Source organism: Candidatus Hydrogenedentota bacterium (genome assembly GCA_012730045.1).
Taxonomy (GTDB): Bacteria; Hydrogenedentota; Hydrogenedentia; order Hydrogenedentales; family CAITNO01; genus JAAYBR01.
Map to the genome: position 1 here is coordinate 29,972 of JAAYBR010000062.1, position 17,069 is coordinate 47,040.

A 17,069-nucleotide genomic window follows, 5' to 3' on the forward strand; every position below is an offset into this window, starting at 1 on the left:
CGGTTAAACCTCGTCTTCCCAGTCTTCGTCCTCTTCAAACTCGCGCCCCAGCAGCTCGCGGACCTTGGCGATGATGCCGTCGGTGTCCGTGCCGAAGAGGTTCATCAGATCCTCGGGGTACCCGTGGGGGGTGAAGGTGTCGGGGATGCCGACCTTGGTGAAGGCGCAGCCCTTGCCGCTGGCGGCGATGACGTCGGCCACTGCGGTGCCCAGTCCGCCGACGACGTTGTGGTCCTCGACGGTGAGGATGCGCCGCGTCTCGGCGACGGCCCGCAGGACGGCCTCTTCGTCAATGGGCTTGATGGTGTGCATGTTGAGCACGCGCACGCTCAGGCCGTCGTTCTCCGCGAGCACCCTGGACGCCTCGACGGCGTGGAAGACCGTGGGGCCGCAGGCGATGATGGTGATGTCCGTGCCGGGGCGCATCTCCACGGCCTTGCCGATCTGGAAGCTCTCGTCCTCGCGGTCGTAGACCGTCGGCTCGAAGCCGCGGCCGATGCGGATGTACACCGGCCCGGCGATGTCGAGGCACTTCTTGACGGCCTGGGCCGTTTCGAAGCCGTCGGCGGGCACGATCACCGTGAGGTTGGCGAAGGCCCGCACGATGGACAGGTCCTCCGTGGCGTGGTGGGTCGTGCCCGCGGAGCCGAAGGAGGTGCCGCCGTGGGTGGCGATGACCTTCACGTTGAGGTTCTGGTAGCAGACGTCCGTGCGCAGGAACTCGCAGGCGCGCATGGACGCGAAGGCGGAGAAGGTGCTGACGAAGGGCGTGAGGCCCATCTTCGCCAGGCCCGCCGCCGCGCCGAACATGTTCTGCTCGGCGATGCCGAAGTTGAAGAAGCGGTCGGGGAACCGCTCGCCGAAGGCGCCGATCTGCGTGGACTTGGCGAGGTCGGCGGACAGGCCGACGATGTCGGGCCGGGCCGCGCCCAGGTCCGACAGGACCACGCCGTAGATCTCACGCGCGCTCAGCTTGGTGGCGTCGTAGACGGTCCAGCTTGTGCTGCTTTCCACACCGGCCATCGCTCAACCCTCCCCTATGGACTGCTTGGCCTTGGCCACCATCTCGGCGCTGAGTCCGCCGTAGTGCCATTTCGCCTTGGCTTCCATGAAATCCACGCCCTTGCCCTTGACCGTTTCGCACAGGAGCATCACGGGGCCCTGGTCCCACGCGATGGCGAACTCGACCGCCTCGGCGAGGGCCGCCAGGTCGTGGCCGTCCACGACCCGGGTCTCCCAGCCGAAGGCCCGCCACTTGTCGGCGAGCGGCTCCAGGGACATGACGTCCTCCGTGTACCCGTCAATCATGTAGTGGTTGCGGTCGAGGAAGGCGACGAGGTTCGGGGTCTTGTAGTGGGCCGCGGCCATGGCCGCCTCCCAGATGGACCCCTCGTTGCTTTCGCCGTCGCCGATGATGCAGAAGACACGCGTGTCCTTCTTGAGCACGCGGGCGCCCAGCGCCATGCCGAGGGCCTGGCAGAGCCCGTGGCCCATGGAGCCCGTGGAGGCGTCCACGCCCTTCGCCTTCGCGCCGTCCAGGTGCATCCCCAGCTTGGACCCCGTCTCGTTGAAGGTCTTGAGGTCCTCCATGGGGAAATAGCCCCTGTTGGCCAGCACGACCGCGTGGCCGACGCCGCCGTGGCCCTTGCTCAGGACGAAGCGGTCGCGGTCCTCCCAGTCGGGCCGGGCCGGGTCCACGCGCAGGTACTTCCAGTAAAGGAGCACCAGCATGTCCACCATGCTGAGGGACCCGCCCACGTGGGCGCCGCCGGACCAGCCGGTGACGTCCACAATGTCCCGGCGGATTTTCGCCGCCGTCCTCTTGAGTTCGCCCAGTTCCTGTTGACTGAGGGGCATGCGCCGGACTCCTTTCCTAGATGCCGCTCCCGTAGAACGCGCGCACCGCCTTGAACGCCTCGTCGCAGACGGCGACGGTGTCTTCTATGTCTTTGCGCGTGTGCGCCGTGCTCACGAACCAGTTGTGGTGCGACGTGATGAAGACCCCGCGCCGCGCGCACTCGCCGCACCACCGCTGCTGCATCTCCAGCGTCGGGTCGTCGGTGATGCGCGCGTAGAGCATGGACGGCTCGCCGCTGATGCGCAGGTCGAAGCCGTTGCTCCGGGCCGCGTCCACCATGCCCGCCGCCAGCAGCCCGCCGGTCTCGCTCAGGAGGCGCGGGCCGTTGATCCGCCGCAGCTCCTGCAGGTTGGCCAGCGCGGCCGCCATGGGCCCCGCGCCGTACCAGTAGCTGCCCGTGTGGAAGACCTTCGACACGTCGCCGCGCAGGGCGTCGCCGCCCACGAGCGCGGAGATGGGGTATCCGTTGCCGATGGCCTTGCAGAAGCAGATGAGGTCCGGGGTGAACCCGTAGTGCTCGCAGGACCCGCCCATGTGGAGCCGGAACCCCGCCCGCACGTCGTCAATGATGAAGACGATGCCGTTGGCGCGCAGCAGCGCCTCGACCCGCTCCCAGTAGTGCGGCGCCGGCAGCTCGTTGTCCGTGAAGATGGGGTGGTGGAGGGGCGACGAGATGAACCCGGCGATCTGGCCGGGGCTGTCCGCCACGACACGCTCCAGGGCCTCCACATCGTTCCACGGGATGCGGATGATGTTGGCCGTGTCCTCCTCGATCACCCCGTGGTGGCCCGGCCCCTGCATCCACGGCGAGGTGCCGTGGTAGCCGCCCTTGATGGCGACGATCTTCTTGCGGCCCGTGGCGGCCCGCGCCGTCATCACGGCCAGGTTGGTCACGTCCGCGCCGTTCTTCGCGAAAAAGGCCCAGTCGGCCGCGGGAACCAGCTCTGTCAGATATTCCGCCAGCTCCACCATCACGGGCGCGCACACGCTGTTCACGTCGCACTTTTCCATCTGCGCCCGGTACGCCGCGTCCACCACGGGGTTCCGGTACCCCTGGATCATGGGGCCGTAGGCGCACATGTAGTCAATGAAGCGGTTGCCGTCCACGTCCCAGAAATACGCGCCCTCGGCGCGGTCGGAAAAGAAGGGGTACGCCGACACGGGGACGTAGGGCGCCGGGCCGAAATGTCCGTAGATGCCGCCGGGAATGACCCGCGACGCCCGCTCCATCCACGCCGCCGTCTTGTCAAACGTGTAGGGATCCATCCTGCCTTCCTCCGGTCGTCAGTCGAGAAACCGCGCCACCCGGTCCATGATGAGGGTCGCGCTGTCCACCAGGGGCAGCATCCCCCACACCTCCACGTCGCCCTGGCCAATGGCCGACATGCCGTCGCGCTTCCCGCCCAGCACTTCATGGGCGGTCTGGACGTCCTTGAAGGTCATCCGCGCCGCGGGCGCTCCGGCGAGGCCGCGCCCCGCGTGCACCCCGTCCTTCCCGAAGCTCACCCAGGCCGCCGGGCCGTCCGGGAGCACCTGAAGCTGGAGCGTGCCCGCGGGCGCGCCCGCCGCGAGGCCCGCGCTCACGGGGTCCGTCGCCGCCAGCGCCCGTACCGCAAAGGCCCCCGTGTACAGCGTCAGCGCCGTGTTCGCCGCCAGCAGCGCCGGATCCTCCAGCGGGTCCGTCTTCGGCTTCAGCACGGCCTCCAGCCGCGCCGTCGCCTTGGGAAACTCGTCCTTAAGAAAGCCCAGGCGCGTGAAGCCCGTCAGGGGGATGGGGAGGGCGGTGCCGTCGAACATCCGGTTCAGATGGCGGGGCGTCGCAAAGAGGAGGCGGACGTCGGGGTTCATGTGGCGGCCCAAATCCTGCCGGCAGCCCGTCGCTGAATACTCCAGCCACGCCTCCGGCCCGAAGGCCACCGTGAACTGCACCGCGATCCGCCACGGCTCGGAAAGCCGCGCCGCCTCCGGGTCCACGTCCCCCAACACCTCAAGATTCTTGAGGACCGCCCCAAGGTTTAGATGCGCCCGGACCAACTCGCTGCTCATAACGACCGTCCCTCATACGCCTGTTCGCGACCGAAGGTTGAAAATAGCAGAAGCCCCGCGAGAATTCAAGAAAAACGGGGCGGCGGACAAGAGACGGCTTTCGCGCCAGCCCTAGGGCGCGGCAAGCAGCGCCCCTATCTGGGGGTCGTCCCAGGCGTCTTCTTGCAGGCCCAAGGCACGCGCCCGTAGGGGCGCCGCTTGCCGCGCCCTCTTTCTCGCGGTTTGACCGTCTTTCCCGCTCAGACCTCCGTGCCGCAAACCCCTATCCCGCGCCGCCCTTCTCCAGGGCTTCGAGCTCCTGCCAGCGCCGGTAGAGGGTCTCTATGCGGGCGCGGGCGGCCTCGAGCTCGGCGAGGACGGGGGCGGTGTCCTCGCGGGGGCCGGCGTAGAAGGCGGGGGCCTGCACGGCGGCTTCGAGGCGGGCGGCCTTCTCCTCGGCGGCGAGGATTTCCCCCTCCATCCGGGCGAGTTCGCGCTTCTCGTTGTAGTTGAGGCGGCGGGGGCCGGAGGGGGGCGGGGCGGGGGACGCCTGCCGCACCGCGCGCTCGCGGACCGCGTCGGCGCGGCGGACCTCGCGGGCCTCGCCCTCGCGGCGCTCGCGGTGGAGGAGGTAGTCGTCGTAGCCGCCGGTGATCTGGGTGATGCGGCCATCCTCCTCGAAGACGAGGAGGTGGGTGCAGACGCGGTTGAGGAAGTAGCGGTCGTGGCTGACGATGAGGGCGCAGCCGTCGAAGGCGAGGACGGTCTCCTCGAGCAGGCGCAGGGTGAAGAGGTCGAGGTCGTTGGTGGGCTCGTCGAGGACGAGGAAATTGCCGCCGCGCAGGAGCCTGCGGACGAGGTCGAGGCGGTTGCGCTCGCCGCCGGAGAGGTTGCCCATGGGCATGTCCACGCTCTCGCGGTCGTAGAGGAACTTTTCGATGTAGGCGGGGACGAAGAGGCGGTGGTTGCCCACGTCCCAGAACCGCGCGCCGCCCGCCACGAAGTCGAGGATGCTCTGGGCGGGGTCCACGTCCGCGTGGGCCTGGTCGAGGTAGAGGAAGCGGGTGGCGTCGCCGAGGAGGACCTCGCCGTCGGCGGGCCGCTCCAGCCCCATGAGCACGCGCAGCAGCGTGCTCTTGCCGCAGCCGTTGGGGCCGATGATCCCGACGCGCATGCCCTTCTGCATGAAGAGGGAGAACTGGCGGAAGAGCGGCGCGCCGCCGTAGCCGTGGGTGGCCTGGCGCACCTCGAGGATGTTCTTCCCCAGGCGCTCGGGCTCGGGAATCTCGAAGAGGAACTCGCGGTGGACCGGCGGCGGGCCGTCCTCCACCGTCTCCAGGAGGCGGCCGATGCGGGCCTTCTGCTTCGTGCTGCGGGCCTGGGCGCCCCGGCGGTACCAGGCCAGCTCGCGCCGGAGGAAGGCCAGGCGGTTGTCCTCCGTGCGGGCGCGGGTCTCGTCCACGGCGCACTTGTACTCCAGAAAGCGCGAGTAGCCGCCGGGGAAGGTGTATACCTTCCCGAACTCCAGCTCGGCGATGCGCGTGACCACGCGGTCGAGGAAGTAGCGGTCGTGCGTCACGAGGACGCAGGTGCCCTCGTAGGACTCCAGGAACGACTCGATCCACGCGATGCTGTCCGTGTCAATGTGGTTCGTCGGCTCGTCGAGCAGCAGCACGTCGGGGCGCGACGCGATTTTGTGGGCGAGGTCCACCCGGCGCAGCTCGCCGCCGGACAGGCTGGAGAGGGGGCGGTCCTCCGGCGGCAGCCGCAGGGCCGTGGCCACGCGGCGCGCCTCCTGCTCGGGGGTCCAGCCGCCGCCCACGTCCAGCGCGTGGTGGATCCGGTCGCACTCCTCCTGCAGCTCGCGGTGCTCCCAGCAGTCGCCCGGTGTCTCCGACAGCCGCCGCACGGCGTCATGATAGGCCGCCAGCAGGTCGTTGGCCTCCTCCGCGGCGTTGCGCAGGGCGTCGCCCACGGTCCACGAGAGGTCCAGCAGGCAGTCCTGGCGGAGCAGCGCCGCGCGCAGGCCGCGCGCCCGCGTGACCTCGCCCGCGTCCACGGCCTCCACCCCCGCCATGATCCGCATGAGGGTGGACTTGCCGCAGCCGTTCCGGCCGATGAGCCCGAGGCGGTCGCCCTCGTTCACCGTGAGGGAGACGCCCTTGAGGATGAGCTGCGCGCCGTACCATTTCTCGGCGTCAATGACGCCCAGCACGGGTTTCTGCGGGGGGACGGCGCTCATGCCCGATGCTCCGGTGATTCCGGGCTAAGAGGGTGGGCATGGGGCGCGCGCGCGGTCCGGGTCCCCCCTTCAGGGGGGTGATTCGCGGGAGCGAACCGGGGGATGTTCCGAGTTCCGGGGCGTTGGCGGGCAAGAGATTGCTTCGCTTCGCTCGCAATGACGCGTGTTTTTCCGGTCATTGCGAGCGAAGCGAAGCAATCTCGTGCTCGCGAAGACGCGTCCACCCCCCTGAAGGGGGGACCAAGAGGCCCCGGCCCCTTAGCAAACACAGAAACCTTTCGGTTCCAAAGGTGCGCTGAACCGGGGAACATTCCCGCCCTGCGGTCCTTTGCGCCTCTGCGTCTCTGCGTTAAGGGGGCCCGCCGCTGTCCGTCCCTACGGGGCATCAAAGCCAGCGCTCGAACCACTCGTCGGCCACCTCGAGGGTGGTCTCCGTCAGGTCCCGCCCGTCGTAGTTGGTGTAATGGTCCAGGGCGCTCTCCGCGCCGAGCATCTTGTAGATTTTTCCGGCCGTGGCGACGGCCTTCTGGCAGCTCTTGGGGTTCGCCTGGATCGCGTTCGACAGCGACGTGATGATCTGCACCGCCGTCGGGGCGGCCAGCGACAGGATGTGCTCCCAGTCCACGGGGAAGTCGCCGCCCGCCGCGCCGATTTCCACGGCCTTCGGCAGCAGCACCAGCCCCTCGTCCTCCGGCCAGACCCCCGGCGTCTTGTCCGTGGCGAAGCGGGTGAACCCGCAGCTCGCCACGCACGCCTGCACCCGGCTGTCCAGCCCCGCCAGCAGCAGCGCGTTGAACGCGCCCAGGCCGTGGCCGATCACGCCGATGCGCGCCGGGTCCACCCGCTTCAGGTCGCCGAACACCGCGACGGCCTGCATGTGGTCCGAGAGCGCCTTGCCCGCCAGGCTGAGCTTCGGGTTGTCCCTGTGGAACTGCTCCCCGTCATAGGGCTTCCGCTTCGCGCCCGCCCGCTCCCCGGCCGTCGGCATGTCCACCGCCAGCGTGGCATAGCCCCGCTCCGCGTAATGCTGGGCCAGCGCCAGATGCATGTCGCCCTCCAGCCCCGCCGGCTCGTCCTTGCCATAGGGCGTGTACCCGTGGCAGCACAGGATGCCCGGCACCTCCTCCTTGCTCCCCTCCGGCACGAACAGCCAGCCCGTGACCAGCTCATCGTCCGCCGCATAGAAGCCGATCCGGCGCCGCGCCGCCTTGCCCTTCGACTCGTACTCCTCCAGAATCTTGAACTGCCGGTCCTTCGGCGGCTTCGGAAGATCGCCCAGCAGGTCCGTCACCTGCTTCACGATCTCCTCCTTCACCCCGGGCCAAGCCGAAAGTTTTATGCTCTTTGACAGGTCTGTCATCGTGTGGTTGAACTCCATGTCGTGGGCCGAAGCCGGGTACATGGTATGAAACGCACTGGGCCGAATCAACTTTGTCGCGCCGTTTGGTGAAATGTGCCCGCGCCCGGTAATTCCGCTATAATCTGCAAGAGGTTTCGCGGCCCGGAAGTTTGGGGGGCGGCGGACCGCAGAGACACCACGCGACCATGCAGCAGCGCAGCAACAGCACCCCGGGGGTGTCCCCCGCCGAACGGCACGCCCGGCTCCGGGCGGAGGTCGAGCGGCACAACCGTCTGTATTATCAGGACGCGCGGCCGGAAATCTCGGATTTTGAGTTTGACGCGCTGCTGAGGGAGCTGGAGGCGCTGGAGGCGGCGCATCCGGAGCTGGCGGCGGAGGATTCGCCCACGAAACAGGTGGGCGGCGCGCCGCAGGAGGGCTTTGAGCCGGTCTTCCACAGCGTGCCGATGCTGTCCATAGAGAACACCTACAACGAGGGAGAGTTGCGGGCCTTTGACCAGCGGGTGAAGAAGGGCCTGGAGGGCGCGGAACCCGCGTATTTTGTGGAGCTGAAGCTGGACGGGGTTTCGCTCAGCGTGCGCTATGAGGGCGGGCGGCTAATCCGCGCGGCGACGCGCGGCGACGGCAAACGCGGGGACAATGTGACGGCGAACGCCCGCACGCTGGCGGGGCTGCCGGAGGAGATTGCCGGCGCCCCGGCGGAAATGGAGCTGCGGGGCGAGGTCTACATGCGCTGGTCCATCCTGGAACGCCTGAACCGCGCCCGGGAGGAGGAGGGGCTGGAGCCGTTCCGCAACCCGCGCAACACGACGGCGGGCACGCTGAAACTGCTGGACCCGCGGGCCGTGGCGGCGCGTTCCCTGGATATTTTCCTCTACGATGCGGCGGAGGTGTCGGAACCGTTGGCGGACACGCATGACGGCGTTCTGGACCGCCTGCGCGGTTTCGGCCTGCCGGTGAACCCCCATGGGCGGCGCTGCGCGGACATCGAGGAGGTCGTCGCGCACTGCGCGGCCTGGCGCGCGAAACGCTTTGAGCTGGACTACGCGACCGACGGCATGGTGGTTAAGGTGGACAGCCTGGCCCAGCGCCGGGTGCTGGGCAGCACCAGCAAGGCCCCGCGCTGGGTGATTGCCTACAAGTTTCCCGCCGAAACCGCAAAAACCCGCCTGCTGGGCGTCACGGTGCAGGTGGGCAAGTCGGGCGCCCTGACGCCGGTGGCCGAGCTGGCGCCCGTGCTCCTTGCGGGCACGGTGGTCAAGCGGGCGTCCCTGCACAATTTCGACGACCTCGCCGCGAAGGATTTCCGGCCCGGCGACCTGGTGGAGGTGCAGAAGGCGGGGGAGATCATCCCGCAGCTCGTGCGCTATCTGCCGGAGGAGCGCCCGGAAAACGCCGCGCCGTTCCCCCTGCCGGAACGCTGCCCCGACTGCGGGAGCGCGGTCCACCGCGACCCGGCGGGCGTCTACCTGCGCTGCCTGAACCTGGCCTGTCCGGCCCAGGTGCGCGGGCGTCTGGAGCATTTCGCCAGCCGCCGGGCGATGGACATCGAGGGCATGGGCCCCGCGCTCGTGGAGCAGCTCGTGTCGCGCGGCCTGGTCCACACGCCCGCCGACCTCTTCCTGCTCACGAAGGAGCAATTGCTGGGGCTGGAGCGCATGGGCGACAAGTCGGCGGAGAACCTGCTGGCGGCGCTGGAAAAGGCGAAGGACCGCCCCCTGGGCCGACTGCTCCACGGTCTCGGCATCCGCGAGGTGGGCGAGCATATCGCCGAGAACCTCGCGGTGGGCTTCAACACCATGGAAGCCCTCGCCGCCGCAACGGAGGCGGAGCTGCTGGCGGTGGACGAGGTGGGCGGGGTCATCGCGGCGAGCGTGCGCGAGTTTTTTACTGTTCCCGAGAACCTCGCTCTTATAGACCGGCTGCGTGAAGCCGGGGTGCGGCTGCACCAGCGCGGCGCGGACGAGGCGGCCGAGTCCGGTCCGCGCCCCTTCGAGGGGATGACCTTTGTGGTGACCGGGGCGCTGGAGGGGTGGTCGCGCGATGAGGCGCACGCCCTGATCAAACGCCTTGGCGGCCGCCCCGCGGGCAGCGTCAGCAAGAAGACCTCCTATGTGCTGGCGGGGTCCGACGCGGGATCCAAGCTGGACAAGGCGCTGGCCCTCGGCGTGCCCGTGCTCACCGAGGCGCAGTTCCGCGAGATGACCGGGGGGGACGGCGCATGAGCGAGCACACCGTTCCCTGCCCCGAAACGCTGGACCAGAATACGGGCCGGGAGCTGTTCCAGTCCGTGCGGGAGTCCGCGCCGAAGAGGGGGGAGGAGGTCGTGCTGGACCTGGCGGGCACGCGGTCCATGGACTCGCAGGGCGGTGCCTGGCTCATCCAGACGGCGCGGCTCCTGCGCCGGCGCGGGGCGGCCGTGTCCTGGCGGGGTCAGTCCGGGGGTGTGGAGGACTTCATCGGCATCCTGGAGCCGGCGCTGGTCATGGACGAGCCGCCGAAGCGGCCCGAGCCGTGGTTTCTCGAGGACCTGGGGGACAAGACCATCAGCTTCTTCACGGAGCTGCGCCAGTTCGGCGGGCTCTGCGTGGACGCGCTCTACTGGACCCTGATCGCGCCCTTCGAGGGGCGCGGGTTCCGGTTTGGCGCCTTTGTGGACGAGCTGTACGAGATGGGCGTGCGGGCCGTGGGCATCGTGTGCCTCATGAACTTCCTCATGGGCCTGATCATCGCCATGCTCTCGGCGAAGCAGGTGGAGGCCTTCGGCATCCAGATCTACGTGGCGAACCTCATCATCATCGCCTTCGCCCGCGAACTGGGCGCGGTGACGACGGCCGTGGTGGTTTCCGCGCGCACCGGCGCGGCCATCGCCGCCGAAATCGCCACCATGAAGGTGCAGGAGGAGATAGACGCCCTGCGCGGCATGGGCATCAATGTGGCGCAGTACCTCGTGTCTCCCAAGCTGCTGGGGCTCCTGGTGGCGCTGCCCTGCCTGACGGCGCTGGGCATGCTCTCGGGCACCCTGGGCGGCGCGCTCTGGGGTGTGGGCATCCTGGGGTTCCGCCCATACATCTGGTACAACCAGACCCTGGGCGCGGCGGAGCTGAACGACTTCGTGCAGGGCATGCTCAAGGCGCTGTCCTTCGCGGTGGCGATCTCGCTCATCGGCTGTCATAATGGTTTCCGGGTCACGGGCGGGTCGCGCGGCGTCGGCCGCATGACGACCCGCGCCGTGGTCATGGACATCTTCATGCTGATCACCATTGACATCGTCTTCGCGGCGATCTTCTACTATGTGCTGGACTGACCCATGGCTGAGGGCAACGACAACGGCGTGATCATCGAGGTGCGGGACCTGGTGACCCATTACGGGGACACCCGGGTGCTCGACGGGATCACGTTTGACGTGCGGCGCGGCGAGATCTTCATGATCGTCGGCGCGAGCGGCTGCGGCAAGACCACGCTGCTCAAGCACCTGTGCGGCCTGCTGCGCCCCACGTCCGGGAGCATCCTCTTCCAGAACCGGGACGTCGCCGCGATGGACGAGGACGAGCTGGCGGTCATGCAGCGGTCCATCGGCATCGCGTTCCAGTCGAGCGGCCTGTTCAACTCCATGACCGTCGGCGAGAACGTCGCCATGCCCATGGCGGAGTACAACGCCGTGACGCCCGACCTGGTGGACTCGCTGGTGCGGATGAAGCTCAGCCTCGTCGGGCTGTCGGCGGCGCAGAACACCATGCCCAGCGACCTGTCCGGCGGCATGCGCAAGCGGGCGGGGCTCGCCCGCGCCATGGCCGTGGACCCCGACCTCGTGTACTTTGACGAGCCCTCCGCCGGGCTGGACCCGATCATGGCGGCCGGGCTCGACGAGCTGGTGGTCAAGCTGAACCGGCTGCTGGGCATGACCTTCGTCATCGTGACCCACGAGCTGGACTCGATCCGGCTGGCCGCCCACCGGGTGCTCATGCTGGACCGGGGCCGGATCATCTTTCTCGGGACCGTGGAGGAGGCGGAGAAGAGCGGCGTGGAGCGGGTGCGGCAGTTCTTCGAGCGGCGGCCCGACGACCACATTACCCAGACCATGCTGGCGGGATAGGAACAGCGCAAGGAACAGGACAAAGTGGCCACGCGAAAACAGAAAGTGAAGGTGGGCGTCTTCCTCATCGCCTGCCTGGCCCTCATCGTGGGCGGCGCCATGCTCATCAAGGGCATGTACCACGACCCCGGCGAGGAGTACACCCTCGAGTTCGACGAGTCGGTCCTCGGCCTCTACGAGGGCGGGATGGTCGAGTACCTAGGCGTGCCCGTGGGCAAGGTGCGGAACATCCGGGTCACCGAGAGTCAGAAGGCCCTCGTCGAGATCCTCATCAACCCCGAGAAGGTGACGCTGCGCAAGGGCGTGGAGGGCCAGCTCGTCCTGTACAGCATCGCCGCGGGCACCATGGCCATCAGCCTCAGCGGCGGCGAGTCCGACGGCCCCGTGCTCCCCGGGATGAGCCGCATCCCCACCAAGACCTCGACCATCGAGGCCATCAGCTCGCAGATCACCGACATCATGGCCCAGCTTAATGACATTGCGGGAAAGGTCAGCGACCGGCTCGACGCGCTGCCCGAGGAGGACATTCGGGAGGTCGTGGAGCGGGTCAAGAACCTGCTGAAGAAGGGCGAGGGGGTCATGGACGAGGGCGGGAAACTCGCCACGGAGACCACCGAGACGGTCAAGGCCCTCCGCGAGGACGCCCGCCGCGTGGTGGACGCCCTGGAGGCGCGCAGCGCCGACCTCCAGAGCCTCGCGAAGGAGATGGAGTCCCTGGTCAGGACGGCGAATGAGAAGATGGGCGCCGTGGACGTGGCGGACACCCAGGCGCGCGTCCAGAAGGCCCTCGACGCCGTCACCTCCCTCTCGGCCTCGGTCGAGGCCTCCATGGAGCAGCTCGACACCGTCACCAAGGACGTGCTGCACGAGACGGACAACGTGGAGCACAGCCTGCGCTCCACGATGAAGGAACTGACCGAGGCCTTTGAAAGCCTGCGCCTCCTGATGGACCAGCTCAAGGCCGACCCGTCCCAGCTGGTGCGCGGCAAGTCCGTTTTCCGGCAGGCCCCGAAATGAGAGCGCAACCGACAGGACAGGGAACCATGGCGGAGAGACACATGCTACGGACAATGGCGGTCCTGCTGGCCGCGGCGGCGCTGGGGACTCTCCCGGCCGGGTGCCTCGGCCCCCGCACCCTGATGGAAACCCGCCAGTTCCTGCTGGCGCCGGCGCCGGGGGAGGCCCCCGCCCTGGCCGATTCCGGGAACACCCTGGGCATCCGCCCCCTGGCCGCGGCCCTGCCCTACGACCTGCGCATGGCCGTTCTGGCGGAGGACGGGACCCTGGGCTATCTGCCCCATGACAAATGGGCGGAGCGGCCCGAGACGGCCCTCACGCGCTCGCTCTCCGACATGCTGCGGGCCACCGCGCGCTATGCGGACGTCGGCGACGCCGCCGAGATGGTGCGCCCCTCCCTGATTCTCACGGGCGAGCTGCGCGCCCTGCGGCTGAACCGCGCCGTCTCCCCCGCCACCGCCGAGGTGGAGGTCCGCATGGAGCTGCGCGCGTCGCGCGAGCCGAAGGCGGTCTGGACGGGCACCCTGGTGGAAACGGAGCCCCTCGACGAGGACAGCGGCGCGGGCTTTGCGCGCGCCGCAAACCGCGCCGCCGGGCGCCTCGTGACCCGGGCGGCCGCGGAAATGGCGAAGGCCACGCCGGACGCGCCCGCGCCCCCGGCGAAGTAGGGCCCTACCGGACGCGGCCAATCAGCCGCAGCAGGCCGTCGAGAATCGTGAGCGGATGCGGCGGGCACCCGGGCACCCAAAGGTCCACCGGCAGCAGCGCGCCGACGCCCCCCGGCACCACCTCGTCGTGCCCGGCATACGCCCCGCCCGACACCGCGCAGGCCCCCACGGCGATGACCACTTTGGGGTCCGGCACCGCCTCGTAAGTCTTCAGCAGCGCCCCCTCCATGTTGCGGGAGACCGGCCCCGTGACCAGAATGCCGTCGGCGTGCCGGGGCGACGCGACAAACTGGATGCCGAAGCGGCCCAGGTCAAACACCAGCGTGCCCAGCACATTCGTGTCCGCCTCGCAGGCGTTGCAGCCCCCGGCGCTCACCTGCCGCAGGCGGAACGAGCGCCCGAAAAGCCGCCGCAGCTCCTCGCCGCGCCGTCCGGCGTCCTGCCGCCAGTCCGCGCCGGCGACGGTCAGTCCTTCGCGCCCGTGGGACGCCAGGCGGTGTTCCCGCGTGAACGTCAGCGCCCGGGGCGGGCAGGCCGCGGCGCATTCCCCGCAGAAGAGGCACCGTCCCATGTCGAGCGCGGCCTTTCCGGAGGCGGTGGAAACCGCGCCGGTCGGGCAGACGTCGGCGCACGCGCCGCAGCCGGCCGCGCACTTTTCGGGGTCGAGGGCGGGCAGCCCCCGGTAGCGTTCCGGGAGCTCCGGCACCGTTTCGGGGTAATTCCCCGTCCGGTACCCCTGGCTGAGTCTGGCTCTGAGTGGTCCGATCATTGTTCCGAAGCCTCCATCACAGGTCCGCCCCGCAGTACGAGAGGTTGAAACTCTTGTTGCACAGGGGGAAGTCGGAAATCTGCTGCCCGCGCATCGCCATGGCCAGCCCGGCCCAGTTGTGGAACGAGGGGTCCACCACCTTGTATGCGGCGAACCGTCCCGCCCCGTCCGTGAGGACGGTGTGGCAGATTTCCCCGCGCCATCCCTCCACCACGGAGACGGTGAGCGAATCGGCCGCCAGGGGGGCGGCGGCCGCGCTGAGCACCGGGCCCTCCGAAAGGTTCTCCAGCCGCTCCCGCACAAAGGCCGCGGAATGGACCATCTCGCGCCACCGGACCTGGGCCCGCGCGAAGACGTCCCCGCTGGCCCAGGTGGCCGTGGGGATGCCGGTGAACTGGTAGATGCCCGAGGGATATTCAAACCGCGCGTCGCGCCGGATGCCGCAGGCGCGCGCGGGAACGCCGACCAGCCCCAGGGCCGCGCACAGGTCGGGGGTGATCCGGCCCGTCTCCTCGAAGCGGGCCATGACCGACGCGGTGTTCCATAGGAGGCTCACCGCGTCCCGGGTGTCGCGGAAGACCGCGTCAAGGCGCTTTAGAATCTCCCTGCGGAGCTCCGGCGTGAGGTCAAAGGCGACCCCGCCCGGCCGCACCCAGCCGCGCCCGAAACGGCTGCCGCAGGCGAGTCCGGTCATGTTCAGGTAGTCGCCCCGCAGCCGTCCGCAGAAAGAGGCCGTGGGCAGAAAGCCGACATCCCCCGACAGCGCGCCCAGGTCGCCCGTGTGGTTCGCCAGGCGCTCCAGTTCCAGGGCGATTCCCCGAAGCTCCAGCGCGCGGAACGGGGCGGCCGTTCCCGTGATCGCCTCGATGCCCTGGCAGTACGCCAGCGCGTGGCCGACGGTCGTGTCCCCGGCCAGCGTCTCCATGTGGTGGATGGCGCGCCGGCCGGGGCCGCCAATCAGGGCGTCCTCGACGCCGCGGTGCTGGTATCCCAGCGAAATCTCCAGATGCATCACATTCTCGCCGTGGCACTGAAACCGGAAATGTCCCGGCTCGATGATGCCTGCATGCACCGGCCCCACGGCGACCTCGTGGACCTCCTCGCCCTCCACCCGGTAGAAGTCCGTCACGCCGACGACCGGCGGCTCTTCCCCGCCGCGGCCCCAGGCGTCGTGTCCCGGGCGGCGGGAGCGGTGGAAGCGGAGCGGCTTGAGCCAGGGATGGCCCTCGGGCCGGAGGCCCCACTGCTCCGCGATCTCGCGCTCAAACCAGTGCGCCTGGGCGCATTCCGGCGTCAGGGCCGGGTAGCCGTCCCCGGAGACATCCGCCGAAAGCACCAGGAAGCCGCCCGTGTCCGCCGCGCCGAGCACCGCATGCAGGCGCACCCTGCCGCCGCCGGGGGCCGGGGCGCCGAACAGGCTGACGATCCGCCCGCCGTCCGCCGTGTGCATCAGAATCTCCTCGCGGAAATCCTCCACCGGCAGCACGGGCACGCGGTCCAGGGGGACGCGCTCACAGTTGAACACGGGAAGCGGAGAATCACAGCTCATGGGGGGCTCCCTCCACGATGTGGACAGCGGCCCCGAGCATGTCCGTCAGCGGGCCGGGCAGCCAGACTCCCAGCAGCAGCAGGGCGCCCACGCACACGGCGACCAGCAGCTTCTCGGTCACGCCCGCGCGCTCGGGCCGGGGAACGCCCGCGGGATCGCCCCAGGCCAGGGGAATCGCGTTCCGCAGGATGCCCACGAAGACGGCGGCCGCCCCCGCGAGAAACAGGCCGAGGGTCCAATAGGCGCCCTGGCCGGCCGCCACCACCAGGAGAATCAGCTCGCTCAGGAACACCGCAAACGGCGCCGCGCCGACCAGCACCAGCAGGCTCACCAGCAGCGCCCCGCCCCACACGGGGGCCGTCTTCAGCGAGCCCGCCAGACGCCGCATGTCGTGCGTTCCGTGCATCTGGCCGAGGCGGCCGGCGGCGAAGAAGGCCAGCGACTTGGCGAGGGAGTGGTTGAGCGTGTGCAGCAGGGCGGCGAAGACGCCGAACCCGCCCAGTCCCAGCCCGATGGCGATGATGCCGATGTGCTCGATGCTGCAGTAGGCCAGGAGCCGCTTCAGGTCGCGCTGGGAGCCGATGAACGCCGCGGCGGTCAGGAGCGAGGCCAGGCCGAAGAACAGCAGCAGCCGGTGGCTCCAGCCCGTGTTTCCTGTGGCTGTCTCCACCAGGGGCATGTACCGCATGACCGCGTAGAGGGCGGCGTTCAGCATGAAGCCGGAGAACAGGGCGGACACCGGCGCGGGCGCCTGGCTGTGCGCGTCCGGCAGCCAGCTGTGCATCGGGGCGATGCCCGCCTTCGTGCCGTAGCCCACGAGCAGAAACAGGAAGGCCGCCTTCATCAGCACCGGGTCCAAACGCGCCGCGTTTTCATTGAGGCAGGTCCAAAGCAGCGCCTGCGACCCCGGATAGTGCAGCCCGCTGGCCGCCGCGCCGGCGAAGAGGGTGCCCATGAAGGCGAAGGCCACGCCCACGGAGCAGATGATGAGGTATTTCCACATCGCCTCCATGGACTCCGGGGTCCGGTGGGTGCAGATGAGGAACGCGGTCACCAGCGTGGTCGCCTCGATGCCCACCCACAGAATGCCGATGTTGTCGGAGAGCAGCACCAGCGCCATGGCCGCCAGCGCCCCGAACCAGAGCGCGCCGAAGCGCCGCATCCCCGCCGAGTCCGTCCGGTGCTCCGCGGGCTCCCCCCGGAAATAGGCGGGCAGATACAGGGAGCTCAGTGTGAAGACTGCCGTCATCACCAGCAGGTGGTACGCCGAGAGCGCGTCGAGGTGGAGCCAGCCCCACCCGGCCGACAGCGAACCCTCCGCGCGGACCCCCCGGACAAAGACGAGGGCCGCGGCGGCCCACAACAGCACCCCCGCGCGGATGACCGCCATGACCCCGCCGCGCGACCGGCAGGCGAGGCACGCCCCGGCCCCCAGCAGGGGCAGGGCGATCAGAATCCAAAGGAATCCGGCGGCGTTCATTCCGT

14 protein-coding genes are annotated in these 17,069 nt (G+C 69.4%); 5 read left to right on the forward strand and 9 right to left on the reverse strand.

Annotation, left to right across the window (positions count from 1 at the left end; all coding sequences use genetic code 11):
• Nucleotides 1-3 precede the first annotated feature (3 nt).
• The 6 genes from GXY15_06315 to GXY15_06340 form a co-directional block, all read right to left on the reverse strand.
• A complete protein-coding gene (locus GXY15_06315; GenBank protein NLV40826.1) occupies nucleotides 4-1,023 on the reverse strand; it encodes a transketolase family protein in 1,020 nt (339 codons plus the stop codon).
• A gap of 3 nt (nucleotides 1,024-1,026) precedes the next feature.
• On the reverse strand, nucleotides 1,027-1,857 hold the full coding sequence (locus tag GXY15_06320) for a transketolase (protein ID NLV40827.1): 831 nt from the start codon (nucleotides 1,855-1,857) through the stop codon (nucleotides 1,027-1,029).
• 16 nt (nucleotides 1,858-1,873) lie between these two features.
• Complete coding sequence (locus GXY15_06325) at nucleotides 1,874-3,124, reverse strand: aminotransferase class III-fold pyridoxal phosphate-dependent enzyme (GenBank protein ID NLV40828.1); 1,251 nt, start codon at nucleotides 3,122-3,124, stop codon at nucleotides 1,874-1,876.
• 18 nt (nucleotides 3,125-3,142) lie between these two features.
• Nucleotides 3,143-3,904 (reverse strand): hypothetical protein, encoded by a 762-nt coding sequence (locus GXY15_06330; GenBank protein ID NLV40829.1) that lies wholly within the window; start codon nucleotides 3,902-3,904, stop codon nucleotides 3,143-3,145.
• A 262-nt stretch (nucleotides 3,905-4,166) separates the two neighbouring features.
• Entirely contained in the window at nucleotides 4,167-6,125 is a 1,959-nt protein-coding gene (locus tag GXY15_06335; protein ID NLV40830.1) for an ABC-F family ATP-binding cassette domain-containing protein, read from the reverse strand.
• 385 nt (nucleotides 6,126-6,510) lie between these two features.
• Complete coding sequence (locus GXY15_06340; protein ID NLV40831.1) at nucleotides 6,511-7,485, reverse strand: alpha/beta hydrolase; 975 nt, start codon at nucleotides 7,483-7,485, stop codon at nucleotides 6,511-6,513.
• A 185-nt stretch (nucleotides 7,486-7,670) separates the two neighbouring features.
• Here GXY15_06340 and ligA point away from each other — a divergent pair, with 185 nt between their 5' ends.
• The 5 genes from ligA to GXY15_06365 are packed head-to-tail and all read left to right on the forward strand — an operon-like array spanning nucleotide 7,671 to nucleotide 13,266.
• Complete coding sequence (ligA, locus tag GXY15_06345) at nucleotides 7,671-9,710, forward strand: NAD-dependent DNA ligase LigA (protein ID NLV40832.1); 2,040 nt, start codon at nucleotides 7,671-7,673, stop codon at nucleotides 9,708-9,710.
• Nucleotides 9,707-10,792: an STAS domain-containing protein gene (locus GXY15_06350; protein NLV40833.1), complete on the forward strand. Its 1,086-nt coding sequence runs from the start codon at nucleotides 9,707-9,709 to the stop codon at nucleotides 10,790-10,792. Before ligA ends, GXY15_06350 begins: the two co-directional genes overlap by 4 nt.
• 3 nt (nucleotides 10,793-10,795) lie before the next feature.
• Complete coding sequence (locus tag GXY15_06355) at nucleotides 10,796-11,581, forward strand: ATP-binding cassette domain-containing protein (protein ID NLV40834.1); 786 nt, start codon at nucleotides 10,796-10,798, stop codon at nucleotides 11,579-11,581.
• A 24-nt stretch (nucleotides 11,582-11,605) separates the two neighbouring features.
• Entirely contained in the window at nucleotides 11,606-12,598 is a 993-nt protein-coding gene (locus tag GXY15_06360) for an MCE family protein (protein ID NLV40835.1), read from the forward strand.
• A 41-nt stretch (nucleotides 12,599-12,639) separates the two neighbouring features.
• Complete coding sequence (locus tag GXY15_06365) at nucleotides 12,640-13,266, forward strand: hypothetical protein (GenBank protein NLV40836.1); 627 nt, start codon at nucleotides 12,640-12,642, stop codon at nucleotides 13,264-13,266.
• A gap of 4 nt (nucleotides 13,267-13,270) precedes the next feature.
• Here GXY15_06365 and GXY15_06370 read toward each other — a convergent pair whose 3' ends face one another.
• From GXY15_06370 to GXY15_06380, 3 genes are read right to left on the reverse strand one after another with little or no spacing between them, the layout of a single operon-like run.
• On the reverse strand, nucleotides 13,271-14,035 hold the full coding sequence (locus GXY15_06370; protein ID NLV40837.1) for a 4Fe-4S binding protein: 765 nt from the start codon (nucleotides 14,033-14,035) through the stop codon (nucleotides 13,271-13,273).
• A gap of 16 nt (nucleotides 14,036-14,051) precedes the next feature.
• Nucleotides 14,052-15,584 carry a hydrogenase gene (locus tag GXY15_06375; GenBank protein NLV40838.1) on the reverse strand — a complete coding sequence of 511 codons (1,533 nt, stop codon included), beginning with the start codon at nucleotides 15,582-15,584 and terminating at the stop codon, nucleotides 14,052-14,054.
• Nucleotides 15,574-17,064, reverse strand: a complete 1,491-nt coding sequence (locus GXY15_06380; GenBank protein NLV40839.1) for a hydrogenase 4 subunit F — start codon at nucleotides 17,062-17,064, stop codon at nucleotides 15,574-15,576. The genes GXY15_06375 and GXY15_06380 overlap by 11 nt, the downstream gene beginning before the upstream one ends.
• Between the last annotated feature and the right edge of the window lie 5 nt (nucleotides 17,065-17,069).

Coding starts and splice junctions, on each gene's coding strand:
- GXY15_06315 (NLV40826.1), bottom strand. CDS start 1,023: ATGGCCGGTGTGGAAAGCAGCACAAGCTGGACCGTCTACGACGCCACC.
- GXY15_06320 (NLV40827.1), bottom strand. CDS start 1,857: ATGCCCCTCAGTCAACAGGAACTGGGCGAACTCAAGAGGACGGCGGCG.
- GXY15_06325 (NLV40828.1), bottom strand. CDS start 3,124: ATGGATCCCTACACGTTTGACAAGACGGCGGCGTGGATGGAGCGGGCG.
- GXY15_06330 (NLV40829.1), bottom strand. CDS start 3,904: ATGAGCAGCGAGTTGGTCCGGGCGCATCTAAACCTTGGGGCGGTCCTC.
- GXY15_06335 (NLV40830.1), bottom strand. CDS start 6,125: ATGAGCGCCGTCCCCCCGCAGAAACCCGTGCTGGGCGTCATTGACGCC.
- GXY15_06340 (NLV40831.1), bottom strand. CDS start 7,485: ATGACAGACCTGTCAAAGAGCATAAAACTTTCGGCTTGGCCCGGGGTG.
- ligA (NLV40832.1), top strand. CDS start 7,671: ATGCAGCAGCGCAGCAACAGCACCCCGGGGGTGTCCCCCGCCGAACGG.
- GXY15_06350 (NLV40833.1), top strand. CDS start 9,707: ATGAGCGAGCACACCGTTCCCTGCCCCGAAACGCTGGACCAGAATACG.
- GXY15_06355 (NLV40834.1), top strand. CDS start 10,796: ATGGCTGAGGGCAACGACAACGGCGTGATCATCGAGGTGCGGGACCTG.
- GXY15_06365 (NLV40836.1), top strand. CDS start 12,640: ATGCTACGGACAATGGCGGTCCTGCTGGCCGCGGCGGCGCTGGGGACT.
- GXY15_06370 (NLV40837.1), bottom strand. CDS start 14,035: ATGATCGGACCACTCAGAGCCAGACTCAGCCAGGGGTACCGGACGGGG.
- GXY15_06375 (NLV40838.1), bottom strand. CDS start 15,584: ATGAGCTGTGATTCTCCGCTTCCCGTGTTCAACTGTGAGCGCGTCCCC.
- GXY15_06380 (NLV40839.1), bottom strand. CDS start 17,064: ATGAACGCCGCCGGATTCCTTTGGATTCTGATCGCCCTGCCCCTGCTG.